General features: G+C 41.3%; 15 protein-coding genes. All 15 read left to right on the forward strand.

Features of this window, described 5'->3' with window-relative positions:
* Positions 1-109: 109 nt before the first annotated feature.
* The 15 genes from tsaE to pyrE all read left to right on the forward strand — a co-directional run bounded on the left by tsaE (position 110) and on the right by pyrE (position 18,368).
* Positions 110-625: a tRNA (adenosine(37)-N6)-threonylcarbamoyltransferase complex ATPase subunit type 1 TsaE gene (gene tsaE, locus HXT53_RS03270; RefSeq protein ID WP_020760277.1), complete on the forward strand. Its 516-nt coding sequence runs from the start codon at positions 110-112 to the stop codon at positions 623-625.
* Between the two features lie 38 nt (positions 626-663).
* A complete protein-coding gene (gene tsaB, locus HXT53_RS03275; RefSeq protein ID WP_174142834.1) occupies positions 664-1,458 on the forward strand; it encodes a tRNA (adenosine(37)-N6)-threonylcarbamoyltransferase complex dimerization subunit type 1 TsaB in 795 nt (264 codons plus the stop codon).
* 20 nt (positions 1,459-1,478) lie between these two features.
* A complete protein-coding gene (rimI, locus tag HXT53_RS03280; RefSeq protein ID WP_004111784.1) occupies positions 1,479-2,087 on the forward strand; it encodes a ribosomal protein S18-alanine N-acetyltransferase in 609 nt (202 codons plus the stop codon).
* Positions 2,080-3,144 (forward strand): tRNA (adenosine(37)-N6)-threonylcarbamoyltransferase complex transferase subunit TsaD, encoded by a 1,065-nt coding sequence (tsaD, locus tag HXT53_RS03285; protein ID WP_013399577.1) that lies wholly within the window; start codon positions 2,080-2,082, stop codon positions 3,142-3,144. Before rimI ends, tsaD begins: the two co-directional genes overlap by 8 nt.
* A 36-nt stretch (positions 3,145-3,180) precedes the next feature.
* Positions 3,181-4,281 (forward strand): tRNA (adenine-N1)-methyltransferase, encoded by a 1,101-nt coding sequence (locus HXT53_RS03290; protein ID WP_004111782.1) that lies wholly within the window; start codon positions 3,181-3,183, stop codon positions 4,279-4,281.
* Positions 4,282-4,302: 21 nt separating this feature from the next.
* Positions 4,303-4,860, forward strand: a complete 558-nt coding sequence (locus HXT53_RS03295) for a SixA phosphatase family protein (RefSeq protein WP_004117220.1) — start codon at positions 4,303-4,305, stop codon at positions 4,858-4,860.
* A 176-nt stretch (positions 4,861-5,036) separates the two neighbouring features.
* Positions 5,037-7,373, forward strand: coding sequence for a 5-methyltetrahydropteroyltriglutamate--homocysteine S-methyltransferase (gene metE / locus HXT53_RS03300; protein WP_004111780.1), 2,337 nt, complete (start codon positions 5,037-5,039; stop codon positions 7,371-7,373).
* Positions 7,370-8,224: a methylenetetrahydrofolate reductase [NAD(P)H] gene (metF, locus tag HXT53_RS03305; RefSeq protein WP_421780681.1), complete on the forward strand. Its 855-nt coding sequence runs from the start codon at positions 7,370-7,372 to the stop codon at positions 8,222-8,224. Before metE ends, metF begins: the two co-directional genes overlap by 4 nt.
* Before the next feature lie 49 nt (positions 8,225-8,273).
* The gene (locus HXT53_RS03310) at positions 8,274-11,546 is read left to right on the forward strand and encodes a bifunctional [glutamine synthetase] adenylyltransferase/[glutamine synthetase]-adenylyl-L-tyrosine phosphorylase (protein WP_174143019.1); all 3,273 of its coding nucleotides are present in this window, start codon (positions 8,274-8,276) and stop codon (positions 11,544-11,546) included.
* Between the two features lie 107 nt (positions 11,547-11,653).
* The gene (gene pyrB / locus HXT53_RS03315) at positions 11,654-12,883 is read left to right on the forward strand and encodes an aspartate carbamoyltransferase (protein WP_004115208.1); all 1,230 of its coding nucleotides are present in this window, start codon (positions 11,654-11,656) and stop codon (positions 12,881-12,883) included.
* A gap of 87 nt (positions 12,884-12,970) precedes the next feature.
* Positions 12,971-14,383 (forward strand): dihydroorotase, encoded by a 1,413-nt coding sequence (locus HXT53_RS03320; RefSeq protein WP_004115206.1) that lies wholly within the window; start codon positions 12,971-12,973, stop codon positions 14,381-14,383.
* 84 nt (positions 14,384-14,467) lie between these two features.
* On the forward strand, positions 14,468-15,502 hold the full coding sequence (pyrF, locus tag HXT53_RS03325; RefSeq protein WP_004115205.1) for an orotidine-5'-phosphate decarboxylase: 1,035 nt from the start codon (positions 14,468-14,470) through the stop codon (positions 15,500-15,502).
* A 188-nt stretch (positions 15,503-15,690) separates the two neighbouring features.
* Positions 15,691-16,599 (forward strand): dihydroorotate dehydrogenase electron transfer subunit, encoded by a 909-nt coding sequence (locus tag HXT53_RS03330; protein ID WP_004115204.1) that lies wholly within the window; start codon positions 15,691-15,693, stop codon positions 16,597-16,599.
* A 6-nt stretch (positions 16,600-16,605) separates the two neighbouring features.
* Positions 16,606-17,601 carry a dihydroorotate dehydrogenase gene (locus tag HXT53_RS03335; RefSeq protein ID WP_004111773.1) on the forward strand — a complete coding sequence of 332 codons (996 nt, stop codon included), beginning with the start codon at positions 16,606-16,608 and terminating at the stop codon, positions 17,599-17,601.
* Between the two features lie 74 nt (positions 17,602-17,675).
* Positions 17,676-18,368 (forward strand): orotate phosphoribosyltransferase, encoded by a 693-nt coding sequence (gene pyrE / locus HXT53_RS03340; RefSeq protein ID WP_004115202.1) that lies wholly within the window; start codon positions 17,676-17,678, stop codon positions 18,366-18,368.
* Positions 18,369-18,458 lie beyond the last annotated feature (90 nt).

Consider the following 18,458-nt stretch of genomic DNA (forward strand, 5'->3'; position numbering starts at 1 on the left):
TTTAAAAGCATAAAGTGTTAAAACATAGAGTGTTAAAAGTCTAATATGAAAGTGTGTGATTTTGGAAAATCATAATATCAAAAAGCTAGTAATTCCAACTGATTCGTGTATGCGAGATCTTGGAAAAACTATTGCAAAAATAGTGCATGAGACAGATGTTATTTTGCTTTCTGGTCCACTTGGTGCTGGAAAAACAACGTTCGCGCAAGGTTTTGGACAGGGCTTGGGAATAAAAGATCCGATAGTTTCCCCGACTTTTACTATTGCTAGAGAGCTAAAAGGCACATTTTCTGATGGAAAAGTTGCGAATCTTATTCATGTAGATGCTTATAGGCTTGGTGGAAAAGATTATGCTCCAGGGCAAGACACTGTTTCTAGGCTTTTAGATGAGCTTGAATCTTTAGGTTTAGATGAAGCATTGGAAGAACCAGGAGAGGGAACTGTTGTGCTTATGGAGTGGGGAGAACAGATGGCTGGTGTTCTTGCTGATGTTCGTCTTGAAATTCATATTGATAGACCGATTGATAAAGAAAAGTCAAATGAGTTTACAAGTGAAGGCAAGCGCGTTGTAACGCTTGTTCCAGTCGGAGGAGACTGGTGCGATCGCTTAAAAATTCTTGATTAAGAGTAAGCTAAATTGGTTGGTTAATTTAAGGAACAAAAATGAGCAATACGCTGATTATAGATACGTCATATGGTTCAACAGTTGGAGTTGTAGGTTATAAGCCAATAGTGGAAACGGATTCGCGTACACATGTTGAAAAGTTGCAAGTAAACATTGATTTTGCAGTAAAAAATGCTGATCTAGAGCTTAATCAAATAGACGAGATTGTAGTTGGAGTAGGCCCTGCTCCTTTTACAGGTTTAAGAGCTGGGTTGGTTGCAGCTAAGGCGATTGCTTTTGCGAATAACGCAAAGATTCTAGGATGCAACAGTTTGCTTCCACAAAGTTTAATGATTCGTTCTGGCGCTTTTGAAGAATCGCTTAAAGATGGCGTTATCTCTAATAGTGAAATAGTCGAAAATAATGAATCTCGCGTAGCTAAACACACGTATGTTCTTTCGTTAAATGACGCTAGAAGACGCCAAGTTTATATGAGTTTATATGACGATAGTGGTTGTGCAGTAATAGAAATGGACATTGATTATCCTGCAAATATTGTTGAAAGAGTAAATCAATATTTTGAATCAAATAATATTTGCGATTATTGCGTTTGCGTTGCAGGCCATGGTGCTAAAAAATACGCTGAAGATTGGAAGAAAATCGGGAATATATGCTTAATTACAGAGGTGAGTGCTCTTGATTTAGGCGTAAAAGGATTAGAGATATTTAAGCTGTGCGCAAGTCAAAAAGACGTTATTGAACCGCTTTATTTAAGAAGACCAGACGTATCTGTTCCAAACCCGTTGAAGCACGTTTTGGGATCTGGCGCTGCTACAAAAGTGGCGGAAAAATAGGATTCAAGCGAAGTACACATATGATTGTAGACATAACTCGCTCAAAATATCCAGCTTGTGCATCAAATAGTCAAAGCTGCGCAATAGAGAAAATTGATTATGCAAAATATGAAGCAATAGTTTCTCAAATTGCAAAAATCGAAGCAGACTTGTTTGGACCAGGATGCTGGAACAAGAACATGATTTTGCAAGAGTTACAAGCACCAATGCGCGCGTATTATGCAGATGTTGATCTAAACACAAATACGGTAGCTGGGTATGCGGGATTTTGGTTTGATGGCGACGACGCTCAAATAATGACAATAGGTGTTGCAAAAGAATATCAAAAGCGAGGAATTGCAAGCAATCTTCTAAAAACTATGATTGAAAATGCAAAATCAATAGGCGCAAAACGAATGCTTTTAGAAGTTAGGGTAAATAACAATCCAGCGCTAAAACTGTATGAAAAATTCGGTTTTACAAAAATGGGATTAAGAAAAAGATACTATATGCCAGAAGGAATAGACGCATATACAATGTGCGCACAAATAGACGATTTAGAAGACTTAGAAAATTTAAAAAGCTCAAAAAGCTTAGAAGAATCTAGCGAAGCTTATAACAGCGCTAAAAGTGAGGATAATAATGAGTGAAACAATGAATAAAACAAGCGAGCCAATAGTTTTAGGCATTGAATCAACTTGCGATGAAACGGCAGCCGCAATCGTTAAAGGAAGAACATTAGTTTCTAACGTTGTAGCATCCTCAATGCAAGAACACGCACGCTACGGTGGTGTTATACCAGAAATCGCATCACGCGCGCATGCAGAAGCATTCGTGCCAGTGGTATCAAAAGCATTAGCAGATGCAAATATGGATTTAAGCGATATTGACGCTATAGCAGTAAGTGCAGGTCCGGGATTAGCAGGATGCTTAGCTGTTGGAGTTTCGGGAGCTAAAGCACTAGCAAGTGCAGCAAAAAAGCCGATTTATGGAATAAACCACGTTATTGGACACATTGCAGTAACACAATTGCAATTTGGCGATGTACCTAAAGACGTTCTAGCGCTTATAGTTTCGGGAGGTCACACTTCTCTTTTGCATGTTAATAACATTGCGCGCAGTATAGATGTTGTTGGAACAACATTAGACGACGCAGCTGGCGAATGCTTTGATAAAGTAGCTAGATTGCTTGGATTCCCTTACCCAGGGGGTCCGCATATTGATAGGCACGGGCGCCTTGGAAATCCAAATACTTTGAAAGTTCCACAAGGTCTTACGCAAGGTCGTTCTGGCAAAGAGCATCCTTACGACTTTAGTTTTTCGGGTGTCAAAACTGCTGTTGCGCGTTGGGTGGAAGCTCGCCAAGCACAAGGCTTAGAAATACCAGTTGACGACGTTTGTGCGTCTTTAGCAAACTCTGTTGCGGATGTTCTTTCTCGCAAAGCTATGATGGGCTGCGAGCAATACGGTTCAAAAACTTTGTTGATTGGTGGCGGATTCTCTGCAAACTCGCAACTTAGAGAACATCTTTTAGAGCAAGGCAAAGAGCATGGAATCGAAGTTCGTTTGCCAGAGCTTAAGCTTTGCACAGATAACGGAGCAATGGTGGCAATGCTTGGTGTGAATTTGGTGGAAGCAGGCGTTCGTCCGTCCGCTCCAGATTTTGCAATCGATTCAGCAATGCCACTTACAACCGTTAGCTTATAATAGTAAAAGTCGTTCTGAAGATAAGCGAGGTGTTTTGTGTACGAAAGCTATGCACGTAGAGGAGTTTTGCAAGTTGGTGAAAAAATCCAATTCACCGATAGAAAAGGCAAGCGAATCACAGCACAGCTTACTAAAGGCGGAGTTACACAAACCGAACACGGCATTATTTTGCACGACGATGTTATTGGCAAAACTCAAGGTGTTGTAGTAACAACAGTTAGCACAAAACGTGATTTTGAGCGTAGCAATAAGCAGCTTGACGCATCTAAAGAATCAAACAAGCCATGGATGGCAGCCCGCGCAATAGGCGGATGGGATTATGTAGTTATGCGTCCGCGATTGGCGGATTACGTTTTATCTATGCCAAGAGGCGCTCAAATCATGTATCCAAAAGATATTGCACAAGTGATTTCTTTAGGAGATATTCGCTCTGGAATGCGTGTTTTAGAGTCGGGAGCAGGATCTGGCGCAATGAGTTTAAGTCTTTTAGACGCTGTTGGTCAAAGTGGTGAGCTTACAACAATAGAGCTTAGGCCTGATTTTGCTAGAATCGCGCAACTAAACGCAACAATTTACTATGGCGAAAAACCAGAATGGTGGAATCTTTTAACTGGAGATTTTGACTCAGTAGCAAAGTCACTTCCAGAAGGCTATTTTGATCGCATTATGCTAGATATGCTTGATCCTTGGAACAGGCTTGAACAGGCTTATAGAGTTATTGCTCCAGGTGGAGTATTGGTTGCGTACGTAACAACCACAACGCAAATGTCTAGAATGGCACAAAGTTTGCGAGCTTCGGGAGTTTGGACAGAACCAGAGATTCAAGAAACGTTAGAAAGAACTTGGAAAGCACAAGATTTAGCAGTTAGACCAGATCACGCAATGATAGGTCATACTGGTTTTTTGGTTATTTCGCGCGCAATGGCGCAAGGATTTAATGCGTTAAAAAAGCGCGATCGTGCTACAAAAGATACTGTTAGCGATATTGATGACTTAACTCCCGAAGAGCGCGCAGAACAGTTAGAAGACTTGTCTCTTAGAGATATATCCGATAGAAAGCTTAGAAAAGTCCTTAGAGATTTAGATTTGCAAATCGCACAATTACCTAACTCAAATCCAAAGCCTGATAAGGCTTAACTGAAGACTGAGGAGATTAAAATGGCGGCGTCAATCAAAAAAATCGTTAAAAAAGTAAAGCACGCAAAATATGTGCTACTACTAATGCGCCACGCAAAAGCACAGCCGCCAACAATGGGAGACGATTGGGGAAGGGACCTTAGCGATAAAGGTTTAAAACAAGCAAAAATCATGGCAAAAGGTTTGCAATCTTTAAAGCTTGTTCCAGACTACATTATTTGTTCAAGTGCAAATCGCACCGAACAAACGATGCACAAAATGCTTAAAAAGTTCGGAGATTCTCCAATAGTAGCGTCAAGAAAGAGCTTATATGATGGCGGAATGCAGTCTGTAATGGATGAGCTTTGTGCGATTAGGAGCGATTCTAGAATAACAATGATTATTGGTCATGAGCCAACAATGTCGATGGCTGCGCAATGGCTTTCTTCTCCAGATTCAGATCCTGATATATTAGGAACAATGCGACTCGGATTAGCTAATGCTTCGATTATTGTTTTAGTATCCGACGTACCTTTTGCATCTTGCGGTTTGCGAGGAGCTAAAGCGTTGGGAATTATAACCCCAAAGGATTTTGAATAGTAAAATACGCATAAATTTGCATAAAATCCTTATAAAATTTGCATAAAATCCACACGAATCATCTGCATAAATCTGCATATAAGTTTAGGTTATAACGACACCCCCAAATAGCTAATGACCTCATTAAGCCAAATGTTTGCTAGGCTGAATCAGGTTGTTAATTATTTGGAGGATATATGCATACTGTTCTTACGTCCGTACAGGGATTCCCACGAATCGGCGCAAATCGCGAGCTTAAAAAAGTTATTGAACGCTATTGGAAAAAAGACGCAACTCTAGAAGAAGTAAGACAAGTTGCAAAAGATTTGCGCAAAAAACATTGGAAAATCCAAACAGAATCTGGAATAGAACTTATACCAAGTAATGATTTTAGCTATTACGATCAAATGCTAGACACAGCAATCCTGCTTGGTGCAGTGCCAGAACGGTACAAGAATCTAGAGTTTGAAAATGCAGAAGATACGCTTTTTGCAATCGCACGCGGATATCAAGGTGAACGCGGAGACGTAACAGCGCTTCCAATGAAAAAGTGGTTCACAACCAACTACCACTACATTGTTCCAGAAGTAGAAAATCCGCAAGATTTGCATTTAGCTGGCACAAAACCATTCGACGAGTTCAATGAAGCAAAAGCACTCGGAATTGAAACAAAACCAGTGTTGATTGGACCATACACCTTCTTAAAACTAGCGCGCACCCCGCAAGCACAAGAATTAGAAGCAAACAAAGAGACGATTGAAGCATTAGCAAACGCGTATTGCGATATTGTAAAACGATTTGCAAGTCTTGGAGCAAAATGGTTGCAATTCGACGAACCATACTTGTGCTTAGATAAAGAAGATGGAGATTTAAGGATTTTTAGCGACTTATATAATCCGATTCTTCAAAGCAGATTTGAAAGCGCGGATAATGCTGAAAACGTTAAAATTTTGCTTAACACTTATTTTGGCAATATTTTAGACTCGTACAAAACACTAAACGATTTGGCATTTGATGCAATTGGCTTAGATTTTGTAGAAGGCAAAGAAGAAAACCTTGAAGCTTTGCAAAAATATGGAGTAAACGAGAAAACAACTATTTTTGCAGGAGTTGTAAACGGCAGAAACATTTGGAAAAATGATTACGCGCAAAGCCTTGGCTTGCTAGATGCTTTGCAAAAAAACGTTACTAATCGCATAGCTGTTTCCACTGCATGCTCGCTTTTGCATGTTCCATTTAGTACGGATGGAGAAGAGCTTGGCGAAGACGTATTAAAGCATTTTGCGTTTGCTGTAGAAAAGCTGAAGGAAGTAAGCGAAATCGCTAAGCTTTGCGTTTTGAATGATGATGAGCTTAAAAACAGCGAGGAATTAGCGCAAAATCAGGCATTATTCGATGGGTCTAGAGTAAAAGTAGACGAAAATGTTAAAGCGCGAATCGCAAGCCTTAAGCCAGAAAATTTTGAGCGAAAGCCATCTCGCGCGGAGCGTCAAAAATTACAAAAAGAAGCATTAGGATTGTCTGATTTGCCTACAACAACTATCGGATCCTTCCCTCAAACAAAAGAAATAAGATCGATTCGAGCGCTTTATAGAAAAGGCGAAATTAGCAAAGAAGAATACAACGCGTTTATTGCCAAGCAAATAGACGAGTGCATAGAACACCAGGAGCGCATTGGCTTAGACGTTCTTGTACATGGCGAATTTGAGCGAAACGACATGGTTGAATACTTTGGCCAGCATTTGCACGGATTTAAGTTTACAAAAAACGCTTGGGTGCAGTCTTATGGAACTCGATGCGTAAAGCCTCCAATCGTTTGGAGCGACGTTTCTAGAGCGCAGCCAATCACAGTAGAGTGGAGTGCGTATGCTCAAAGCCGCACAAACCATGTTATGAAAGGCATGCTAACGGGGCCTGTTACGATTCTTAACTGGTCTTGGCCTCGCGAAGATATTACGCACGAAGAGCAAACTCAGCAGCTTGCTCTTGCTATTCGAGATGAAGTCTTGGACTTGGAGCGTGCTGGAATTCGCGTAATTCAAATCGATGAGGCAGCGCTACGAGAAAAGCTTCCGCTTAGACGCTCGGATTGGCATAAGAAGTATTTGGACTGGGCGATTGCAGCTTTCCGTCTTGTGCACTCTGCCGTAGCTGCTACTACGCAAATCCACACTCATATGTGCTATTCGGAATTCAACGACATTATTCGAGACATTGATGCAATGGATGCGGACGTGATATCGTTTGAAGCTTCGCGCGGAGATCTAGTTGTTTTGGACGCTATTCATAACGCGAACTTTGAAACAGAAGCTGGCCCTGGTGTTTATGATATTCACTCTCCTCGCGTTCCTAGCGAAGATGAGATTGTTAACAGGATTCACGAGATTTTGCACAAAATGCCAGCAGACAAGCTGTGGATTAATCCAGATTGTGGCTTGAAAACTCGCGGAAATGCAGAAACTTGGGTTAGCTTGCAAAATCTTGTTTCGGCAGCTAAAAAAGTTAGAAGCGAATTGGGCGGTAGTCTAAAATGACGTACAAACCAAAGTTTTCGCTAGAGGTGTTTCCGCCTAAAAGAACATCTCCAATAGGTACGATTTACGACACTTTAGATGGCTTAAGGGGATTGGATCCAGATTTTATATCTGTAACTTATGGAACTGGAAAATCTTCGGATCGAACTGCTACTGCTAGAATCGCCAACACTATTCAATCGGAGTATGGCATTAAAACTGTTGCTCACTTAACAGCAAGATACTTGGATTATGACGATGTTGACGAAGCTTTAGATATGTTTGATAAGGCAGGCGTTAGTGGCGTTTTAGCTTTGCGCGGAGACGTTATTGAAAATCAGAATGCTGCTGGAGTATTTAATCATGCAAGCGATTTAGTATCATATATTCACTCAAAGCGCCCAGATTTGCCTATTTTGGGTGCATGCTACCCAGAAAAACATCCAGAAGCTGCTACTTTGCAAGAAGACATCGATAATCTAAAGCGAAAAGTTGATGCTGGAGTAACTCACTTGATTTCGCAACTTTTTTACAATAATGATGACTTTTTGCACTTTAGGGATTTAGCTAGAAAAGCTGGCATTAACGTTCCAATTGAAGCTGGAGTTATGCCTGTTGTAAATGCTAATCAAGTTAAGCGAATGACAAAAATGTGCTCTTCTAAAATAAGTGAGCCAGTTTTAGCAATGATTGAGCGATGGGGAAGTAACCCAGAAGTCTTGCAAGACGCTGGAAGCATATTTGCGTCTCAACAGATTAACGATTTAGTTGCGGAAGGCGTAGATGGGATACACTTGTACACAATGAATCGTCCTGGTGTTACCAGAAGCATTTGGTCAAACGTTAAGCCACTTTTTACTAAGATAGTGTAAATTTGTAGATTTGTGGTGCAGTGCAAGGATCATGTTGTACTGCACCACAATGTACAGTGGCGTTATGAGCAGTCAAAAAAGCAGTAATAGCGATCTAGATCATAATTTAGGCACTGATTTAAAACAGCATGCGGATTTTAATTTAAGTTTTGCTAAAGAAACTGACTTATCATACAGAACTCTAGTTAAAGCTGGATTTGCTCGTCCAGAATCTGCTCGTAAAACCATAGAAGATATTTGCAAAAATTGTGAGAATAACTCAATTAATGTGCTCAAAATCTTAGAAAGCATAAATAGAGTAGAAGATCCAGATTACGCAATTTTAGCGTTTAAAGATATATATCAATCTCAGAAAAAAACTGTTGAAAATATTGCGGAGAACTCGAATAATTCATTAATAACAAGCACACTTGCGTCTTTAATGCAAGTTCTTGGAGCATCTAAATCATTTGCGATGCTAATGAGAACGCACACCGATTTAATAAACGCTGCAGCAAATGACCCAAATCACTTACTACACATGACTTTAGAAGAACGTGTTTCGGATTTACTTCAAGCTATTCAATCTTATAGTGCAACAGTAGTAAACGAAGAAAAAGATGACGAAAAGAATTGCAATTCGTGCACTGTTCCAATAAGCTCTATGCCTTTTGCACAAGCTGTTTGTGCTCTTAGAGCGAGATATCGCCAGCATATTGCCGCAATTATGGCATATGATTTGGCGAGCGCAGACCCTGTAGAATTACAGCCAGACATAAGTCGTAAACTTTCGGATGCTGCGGATGCGGCTCTTGAAGCTGCGCTTGCGATTGCGCGCGGGCAAGTTTCTGGATCTTGTTGCTGCAGGTTTGCAATAATAGCAATGGGAAAATTGGGAGCGCAAGAAATAAACTACGTTTCAGACATTGACTTAATATATGTAGTAGAACCAACTAATGGCGTTAAACAAGATGAAGCTTTGCGAGTTGGGTCTTCTATTGCACTTGTTTTGCAAAAAGTGTGTCAATCGGTTGTTATGGGTTGTGCGGAGCCACCATTATGGCAAATTGATACAGCGCTAAGACCAGAAGGCAAAGATGGACCTCTTGTTAGGCGCTTGGAATCACATCACGAATACTACGAAAAGTGGGCAAGTAGCTGGGAGTTTCAAGCATTGCTGAAGTCGAGGCCAGCTGCAGGAGATGCGCAGCTAGGTAAAGATTATAGACAAATGGCAGATTCGCTTATTTGGAAAGCGTCTGGTAGAGAACACTTTGTTGCAGATTGCCAACATATGCGACAGCGAGTAGAGTCTTTGATCCCTGTGTCTCAGCGAGATTTAGACATGAAGCTTGGGCGCGGAGGATTGCGAGATGTTGAGTTTACAGTTCAAATGCTGCAACTTGTGCACGGAAGTGAAGATAAGTCTTTGCGAGTTAGAGATACTTTAGGCGCGCTTAATGCACTATCTGCTGGAGGATACGTTTCTAGGTCGCAAGCTGCAATTTTGGCAGAACACTACCGTTTTGAGCGTGTTCTTGAACATCGCCAGCAAATGTGGAGTATGCAACGCACTCATTTATTCCCAGATTTAGGTGCCCAAGGAAATGGTGGATTAGATCGCGCTAGAAGCATTAGTGCGGAAGAGCTTAACAATAACGAACAAATCAGGCGTCTTGCTAGATCTGTTAGACTTAAGCCAGAAGAGCTTGTTGCACGATTCGACAAAGCGCGCCGAGAAATTAGGCACTTGCATAAAGATATTTACTACCGTCCAATGCTGCCAATCAATGCGCAAACGGATGCGGATCCTATTGTGTTGTCTGCAGAAGCTGCTCGCGCTCGCTTTGCATCGATCGGTTTTGCTGATGCAAAAGCTGCACAAATGCATGTTGAAGCGCTTACTGATGGACTTTCACGCGCTGCTAAAATCCACAGAATTTTGCTCCCAGCAGTGTTGAAATGGCTTGGAGAAGGGCAAAATCCCGACATGGGTTTGCTTGCTTTTAGGCGACTTTCCGAGCGTTTTGGTGGAAAAAACACATATCTTGGATTTTTGCGTGATTCTCCTAGCGCAGCTCGCAGGCTTTGTCATGTTTTGTCTGATTCGCGTTATTTAGGCGATGCAATGATGAAGTCTATACAGTCAATAACTTGGCTTGGAGACGATTCGGCTCTTACACCTAGAGGCAGAGAAAGTCTAGATATGCAAACGCGAGCAATGGTTGCAAGATATTCAAGCAGTATTGCGGATTTTGCACAATTTTTGCGCGCTTTAAGAAGGCAAGAAATTGAGCGAGTAGCACTTGCTTGGATGTGCGGGATTATCGACGATGATACTTCTATGCAAGCGATGAGTGATGTGTTTGATGCTGTACTTGATGCTGCTCTGCAATGGTCTATGAAAGATGCGTCTTTAAAAATGGGCTTAGACGAGAGTAAAGCTTCGATTGCCATTATTGCCCTAGGACGTTATGGCGGAAGGGAAGTTAACTTCTGCTCGGATGCGGATATGATGGTTGTTTATAAGCCGACGTCTAATGGTGATGATTGCAAGATTGAATATGATTCCGTATCTGATCTTGCTCACCGTTTCGCGCAGACTACTGTAGACATATTGCGCAATATTCTGCAAGGTCCTCTTACTTTAGAACCAAAAATCATGGTCGATTTAGATTTGCGACCAGAAGGTAAAGATGGTCCGCTTGTGCGTTCTCTAGAATCGTGTGAGCATTATTACCAAAAGTGGGCTAGTACGTGGGAAAATCAAGCACTTTTGCGCGCGCGTTTTGCTGCAGGGTCGAAAGATTTGGCAGATGATCTGCTAAGCGGAGTAGTAAACGACTTGCGCTATTCACCAGATGCTCTTAGCGAATCTCAATTGGCGGAAATTCGTAAGCTTAAAGCGCGTATGGAAGCAGAACGCTTACCAAGAGGCGTTAGTAGAGACAGACATTTGAAGCTTGGTCGCGGTGGTTTAAGCGATGTTGAGTGGACTGTTCAGCTTTTGCAATTGCAATATGCTGGAAAATACGAGTCCTTGCGAGTAGTTGGCACAATGCAAGCGTTGAAAGCGCTTAAAGAATTGAATTTGATCGAAGATGAAGACGCAAATGTGTTAGAAAAATGCTGGCATATGTGTTCTGCAGTGCGAAATGCGAACTTCTTGTGGTCTGGTTCCTTGGAGCGCGCGGATGTTATTCCAACAGACTCTTATTCTTTAGGCGGAATCGCAACTTATCTTGGGTACGATCCAAACCAAGGTCGCGTTTTTGAAAACGATTTAATGGCTGTTATGCGTCAATGCCGCGAAGTCATGTCCCGTCTCTTCTACTGTCGCTAATAGTTGACATTTTATTGTGTCGGTAAGTCTGACAAATCGTGTACAATCTACAAGGTCGCGTGTGGTCGCGGTCGTTTGCCAACTAGCGAAAGGTAAGCGGTTCTATTATGACGAACGCATTTTATGATTCTTCTAATCAGGTTTTTTCTCGTTGTGCAATTGCTCAATCGTTAGCAAACAAAAGCGTTGTTACATTAGACGATATTTCTACAGCTCAAATACGAATGCTATTAGATAAAGCACGATATATTGACGAGCACAGAAAAGAAGTGGCCCACACTTGCGATGGTAGAGTGTTGGCCACTCTTTTTTATGAGCCGAGCACGAGAACGCGACTAAGCTTTGAAACAGCAATGCTTCGCTTAGGTGGAAAGGTGATCGGTTTTGCAGGCGCACAGCTTTCTAGTGCAAGCAAAGGCGAAACGGTTAGTGACACTTTAAAAGTGGTGTCAAATTATGTAGATGTTGTAGCAATGCGTCATCCTAAAGAAGGTGCTGCATTTGTGGCGTCGCATGCAGGAAGTGTTCCTGTTGTTAATGCAGGAGACGGCGGCCATATGCATCCTACTCAAACTCTTGCAGATTTAGCTACAATTCTTGCACGATTTGGCAGGCTGAATAATTTAACAGTTGGTTTATGCGGAGACCTAACATACGGTCGCACTGTTCACTCGCTTATTGAAACTTTATGCCGCTTTGGAAACGTTCACTTTGTGCTAATTAGCCCAGATGAGCTTAAAACTCCTCAGTACGTAATCGACCGCATTAATGATACACCTTCGTGCTCTTACGAAGAAACGCGCAATTTGATGGAAGTTATTGGCAGTCTAGACGTTCTTTACATGACTCGCGTGCAAGAAGAGCGTTTTACAGATCGCGAGCAATACTTGCGACTTCGTGACACTTACATTTTGACAGAAGAAAAATTGCAAAAAGCAAAATCTTATATGCCAGTGCTTCATCCACTTCCTAGAATTAACGAAATCGCTGTTGATGTTGATGACGATCCTCGTGCGGCATATTTTGAACAGGTTAAGAATGGCATGCTTATGCGAATGGCATTAGAAAGCTCTGTTCTTGGAGATGAGCTTCCAGGATATGAACCGACTGATTTTGTCAATGTTCCTAAAGATGAGTTGGAAGCTTACGATGCTCATGGAATTTCGTTGGCTAATCCTCGCGTTCACATATCTGACGAGAATGCTCCAGAAAATCTTATATGTCCTAACTCTCGTTGCATAACAAACAGTGAGTTGACTCTTAAGCGTAGATTCTATAAAGCTGAGTCAGATAAACATGAGTATCATTGCTTGTATTGTGATGAAGAATTGCAGTGAATCCAAGTAGAATATACGTAAATAATATAATTCAAAATTGAAAATAAAACTGAATAAAAAATGGAAATAAGCAAAACTAGGAGCAATATGAACGACTCACGCATGTTAACCTTGCGAAATATTGCCGTTTGGGATACTGGCGAGCGAATCGATTTGGTTGTAGATGGCGTTAGACAAGACGCTTTAATTGAGAAAAACGCTCGAATTTCGGGGGAAATTGATGCAAGTGATTGGATTGTTGCTCCTGGTTTTGCAGATCCACACGTGCATTTTAGGGATCCTGGTCAGACTGATAAAGAAACAATGATGACTGGGGGCAATGCTGCTGCTGCTGGAGGATATACGAATGTGTTGATTATGCCAAACACAATTCCAGCTGTTGACGGTGAGCCTTGGAATGATGCTCCTTTTGATGTAGAAAACGTTATAGATTTTTTGCAAAGATACGGGTGTATTTATGGCGTAAAACTGCCAGTACACTACGATTTAAGTGTTTGTGCTTCAATAAGTAGGCAAGGTTTAAAACCAAGCAATATTGAGCTCTGGAAAAAATATGTTCATGGTGTTGATGATAATCAAAAAACTTCGCCTATGAAAAAGCATCCAATTACTGCAATAAGTGATGATGGTTCTGCTGTTACAGATTCGATTTTGCTAGACGTTCTTAAAATGGCGAAAGAAACAGGATTGCCACTTGTTGAGCATTGTGAGCACCATGATTATGGTTCGGTAAACGAAGGACCAGTTGCTAAAATTCTAGGCGTTAGTGGAATTCCTGCATCTACAGAGCTTGCGATTGTTAATAGGGATATAGAAGCAGTTCGCAAAACAGGTGTTCATGTGCACTTCCAGCATGTTAGTACGGCTGCCGCTTTTGAAGCTATTCGCAAAGCCAAGAAGGAAGGTTTGCCGATTACTTGCGAAACAGCCCCGCATTACGTTGCTCTTTGCGATGAGGATGTGCTTAAGTATGGGTCAATGGCAAAGATGAATCCACCGTTAAGATCTAAAGCGGATAGACAGGCAACTCTTGCTGCTATTGCCGATGGCACTATAGACATGATTGCCACGGATCACGCTCCTCACACAGCAGGTGATAAAGCTGGCGATTTTGCTAATACTCCAAATGGGATTATTGGTTTGGAATGTGCTTATGGCGTATGCCGTAAAGTGCTTGTTGACGCGGGGTATACGGATGATAAGCACTTAATTGAACTTATGTCGATTAATCCTATGCAATTTATGAGTAGAAGGCCTACAGATGTTGCAGCTTTGCTTAATGTGTCTTCGCGTTGTGCCGTGAGACGAACATTAAAATTAAGTGAAACTGAACATCCAGAAAATATTGATTTAGTGCTTATTAATATGCGTGAAAAATGGAGCGTTGATGCGAATTCCTTCCATTCAAAGGCTCGTAATACTCCATTTGAAGGATGGCAGTTACAGGGAAGACCAGTGGCTACTATTGTTGGCTCAGAAATCGCCTTTTCTCGCATGTAATTTGTGTATTTTATAAGTCGTGTTTTATAAGTAAAGATAAAGACTAAAAACTAAAAAATAGTTTGCGGCTAGTAGAGGAACAATATGGACGAACTGATAGAAGAAATCGCAGCGAAGCAAAACCCTACTGTTGTTGGATTAGATCCAAAGCCTGGAATTTTGCCTGCGCAAATTCTAAGTGGATTATCTGATGAAGTTTTGCAAGAAGTCGAAGATGAAGAGGCTTTGCCAACCTTGCTTGCTGCATCGTACTTTGAGTTTAATCGTGCGATTATTGATGCGATTTACGACATTGTTCCAGCTGTTAAGCCACAAATTGCAATGTACGAGGCACTTGGTTCCGCTGGAATCGACACTTATGCTATGACTTGTGATTATGCAAAATCACGTGGGTTATTTGTTATTGGTGACGCAAAACGAGGCGATATTGGTTCCACGGCAGCTCAGTATGCAGCACATTTGCGAGGATTCGCTAATCTTGATTCGTATTTTAAAGATGATTCTTACGATTTTAACGAATCTTTAGTTAATCTTCTTAAAAGCGCTAGCACAAAAGATGTTTGGCACGAGGACTCTCTTACCGTAAACCCATATATGGGTTCAGATGGCGTTAAGCCATTTATAGATGAGGCAGTAGCGCGTAATAAAAATATTTTTGTTCTTCTGCGCACGTCTAATCCTTCTAGCAAAGAGCTTCAAGAACTTGTTGTTGAAGATAGCAAACCAGTTTACGAGCATATGGCAGGTTTGATAGAAAAATGGGGTGAATCAAATATTGGGACTAAAGGGTATTCACGAGTAGGAGCAGTAGTGGGAGCAACTCATCCAGAAGAAGGTAAGCGTTTGCGCGAGATTATGCCGCACACTTTCTTCCTTGTTCCAGGTTATGGTGCACAAGGTGGAACGGCACAAGATGTTTCTGGAATGTTTGATGAAAATGGTCGAGGTGCAATAGTGAATTCTTCTCGCGGAATTATTGGTTCTTGGCGAAAATCGCAAGATTATGTTAAAAACAAGTCTTCTCTTTCTCTTAATAATATTCTTGAGATTGTATCTGATTCTGCTCGCAAATCTGCTTTAAACATGAGAGATGATTTAAGACAAGCAGTATATAAATAAATCGTGTGTTAGTGTTGATGCAAAGCGAATCACAATTAGGAATTATTTCAAGATCATTGTGTCAAAATTGTGAATATGCGCGTGTAAAAACAATTATGCATGTATAACTAAATATAACTAAAACTGAAAATAGCTAAAGATAGCTAAATTACGCAACGATACGACTACATAAGGTAGGGTAAAACTAGATGAGTGATGGCATGTTTATTCAAACTCGAAAATCTTTGAGAAACGCCATATTTACGTTACGTGAAGACGCTTATGATTCTTCGTGCGCAGATTCTTTTAGTGCAAAAAGTTTGCACGCTGATGATTTAAAATACACTCGTCTTTTAGGTCGCCGTGCTATAGAAGTTCTTGATAATCAAAAGCTTGATGAAGGTGTGTATCGCTTAGTTTTGCGCGATGATGCTATTGCTAAAACTGCCACTCCTGCGCAATTTGTTAACTTATACTCTCCAGATTCTACGACTATGCTTCCTCGACCATTTGGTGTTGCAAGCGTTGATGACGATACTTTTAGTCTTATTTTTGCTGTGATTGGTAAGGGCACTGCCGAGTTTGCGCAGCTTAAATCAGGAGACACTGTAGACGCTTTAGGACCATTAGGATTGGGCTTTGATATTTCTAAGCCAGCGCACTATGTTCTTGTAAGCGGGGGATTGGGTGTTCCTCCTTTGATTTGTGCTGCACAGGCGATTGCAAAAAACAAGAATTGCAAAGTGACTGCGGTTCTTGGATATCGCGATAATCATTTTGCTGACTCATTTATGAAGGAATACGTTGATAATGTTTATAGCATTAGCAACGCGCAAGGAACTGTTATTACTTTGCTTAATGAGCTAGAGCAAGAAAATCATTTTGATTTTAATGGCGATTTGCCTATTGTTGTTCTTTCTTGCGGTCCTATGCCAATGATGAAGGCTGTAGCTCATTGGACGCATGAGCGTAATGTTAAATGTCAATTAAGCCTAGAAGCAAGAATGGGATGCGGATATGGAACTTGTGTTGCTTGCGTTGTAGATACTTTAGAAGGCAGACTTAAAGTTTGTAACGAAGGACCAGTGTTTGACTCTGAAAGATTAGGCTGGGAGTAAAAAGATATGAGTAACGAAATGAATAATACTTTAGAGAATGTGCAAAATAGCGCGCAAAATAATGCATCGACTCTTGGATTTGACACAAGCCACGTTTGGAAGCACTCAACTAAAGTTGCTGGAGTTGAATGGAAGAATATGGTTGGAACAGCGTCTGGCACGTTTCAGCTTGCAGCTTGCGCGCACTTTTACGATGTGAGTCAGCTTGGAGCAATTTGTACAAAAGGTGTTTCCCCGGTTCCTTGGCAAGGAAATCCTGCTCCGCGCACTGCAGAATCGCCTTCTGGAATGGTGAATGCTGTTGGCTTGCAAAATCCTGGAGTTGACCACTATTTAGTAGACGAGCTTCCAAAGTTAAAAAAGCTTGGAGCGCTTGTAATCACAAATGTTGCTGGCCACAGTGATGACGATTATGCTCAAGTTGTTGAAAAGCTTGCAGATTCTTCTGCAGACATGCTTGAAATTAACGTAAGTTGCCCAAACGTGACTCACGGCGGAATGAGTGTTGGCACGGATCCAGTGGCATTGCACCGCTTAATTAAGCGACTTCGCGCAATGACGGATAAACCAATGATTGTAAAAATGACTCCAAACGTTACTGATATAGTCTCGATTTGCAAAGCTGCAGTTGATGCTGGAGCGGATGCTTTAAGCATGATTAATACGCTTGTTGGTTTGCGAATTGATATTCGCACAGGCGAGCCGATTATTGCAAACCGCACAGGAGGTGTTTCCGGTCCTGCTATTTTCCCAATTGGACTTGGGTTTGTGTGGAGAGTTCGCCAAGCTATGCCAGATATTCCAATTATTGGCATTGGTGGCATTGATTCTGGCGAAAAAGCTTTGGAATACTTGTATGCTGGCGCGAATGCTGTAGAAGTTGGTGCTGCCGCTTTGGTAGATCCTACTGCTCCTATTCGTATTGCACGCGAGCTTGACGATTTGCTTGATTCGCGTCCAAAGCTTGCGTCTTTACTTGCCGAAGGAAAGACTTGGCGCTGAAATTAAGTATTTAATAAGGTACTTAGAAAGTATTTAGAAAGTATTCAAAATTATTTTAAGAAAGAGAGCTAATTATGGCAGAATTAGACGAACGTTTTACAAAGTTTTTGCTTGATTCAGGTGCACTTAAATTTGGTGACTTTACGCTAAAATCTGGTCGTCAATCACCTTATTTTATTAACGCTGGAGCTTTTGACGATGGAATGAAAATCGCGAGCTTAGGGGCATATTACGCTCAGCGCGTTGTTGCAGCAATTGAAGATGGCAAACTTCCGCAAGACATTGATACTGTTTTTGGTCCTGCTTATAAGGGTATTCCTCTGGCAGTTTCTACGGCAATGGCTTTGACGAATAATCACAATATGCCTGTTGGTTTTACTTTCGATCGCAAAGAGCGAAAGGACCATGGCGACGGCGGAATTATGGTTGGAAAACCGTTAAAAGACGGCATGAAAGTTCTGTTAGTTGACGACGTGATGACCGCTGGAACCGCAGTTCGCGAAACTTTGCCAAAGCTTAAAGCAGAAGCAAATGTGCAAGTTGTAGGCTTGATTTTGGCAGTAGACAGAATGGAACGCACGAAAGATAGTGAGCTTTCTGCAGTAAAAGCAGTAGAGCAGGAGTTTGGATTCCCAGTTTTGCCAATTGCTAACGTGCGTGAAATTTTTGCTGCAGCACAAAAACTTACTAATAATGATGGAAGCGCTGTTATGGATGAGAATTTAGCTGCTCGAGCTGAAAATTATTTGCGAGAATATGGTGCGTAAATTGTTTGTGCAATATAGACTTATACAATTATAGACTTATATAATCAAGCAATTATATAAGTCATGTATGAGTTGTGTTCTTGCTATTTT

It is taken from the genome of Gardnerella sp. KA00390, assembly GCF_049244075.1.
Classification (GTDB): Bacteria; Actinomycetota; Actinomycetes; order Actinomycetales; family Bifidobacteriaceae; genus Bifidobacterium; species Bifidobacterium vaginale.

Bases quoted from the DNA above. Each gene is read 5' to 3' on its own strand.
- tsaE (WP_020760277.1), top strand. From the start codon at position 110: ATGCGAGATCTTGGAAAAACTATTGCAAAAATAGTGCATGAGACAGAT.
- tsaB (WP_174142834.1), top strand. From the start codon at position 664: ATGAGCAATACGCTGATTATAGATACGTCATATGGTTCAACAGTTGGA.
- rimI (WP_004111784.1), top strand. From the start codon at position 1,479: ATGATTGTAGACATAACTCGCTCAAAATATCCAGCTTGTGCATCAAAT.
- tsaD (WP_013399577.1), top strand. From the start codon at position 2,080: ATGAGTGAAACAATGAATAAAACAAGCGAGCCAATAGTTTTAGGCATT.
- HXT53_RS03295 (WP_004117220.1), top strand. From the start codon at position 4,303: ATGGCGGCGTCAATCAAAAAAATCGTTAAAAAAGTAAAGCACGCAAAA.
- metE (WP_004111780.1), top strand. From the start codon at position 5,037: ATGCATACTGTTCTTACGTCCGTACAGGGATTCCCACGAATCGGCGCA.
- metF (WP_421780681.1), top strand. From the start codon at position 7,370: ATGACGTACAAACCAAAGTTTTCGCTAGAGGTGTTTCCGCCTAAAAGA.
- HXT53_RS03310 (WP_174143019.1), top strand. From the start codon at position 8,274: ATGTACAGTGGCGTTATGAGCAGTCAAAAAAGCAGTAATAGCGATCTA.
- pyrB (WP_004115208.1), top strand. From the start codon at position 11,654: ATGACGAACGCATTTTATGATTCTTCTAATCAGGTTTTTTCTCGTTGT.
- HXT53_RS03320 (WP_004115206.1), top strand. From the start codon at position 12,971: ATGAACGACTCACGCATGTTAACCTTGCGAAATATTGCCGTTTGGGAT.
- pyrF (WP_004115205.1), top strand. From the start codon at position 14,468: ATGGACGAACTGATAGAAGAAATCGCAGCGAAGCAAAACCCTACTGTT.
- HXT53_RS03330 (WP_004115204.1), top strand. From the start codon at position 15,691: ATGAGTGATGGCATGTTTATTCAAACTCGAAAATCTTTGAGAAACGCC.
- HXT53_RS03335 (WP_004111773.1), top strand. From the start codon at position 16,606: ATGAGTAACGAAATGAATAATACTTTAGAGAATGTGCAAAATAGCGCG.
- pyrE (WP_004115202.1), top strand. From the start codon at position 17,676: ATGGCAGAATTAGACGAACGTTTTACAAAGTTTTTGCTTGATTCAGGT.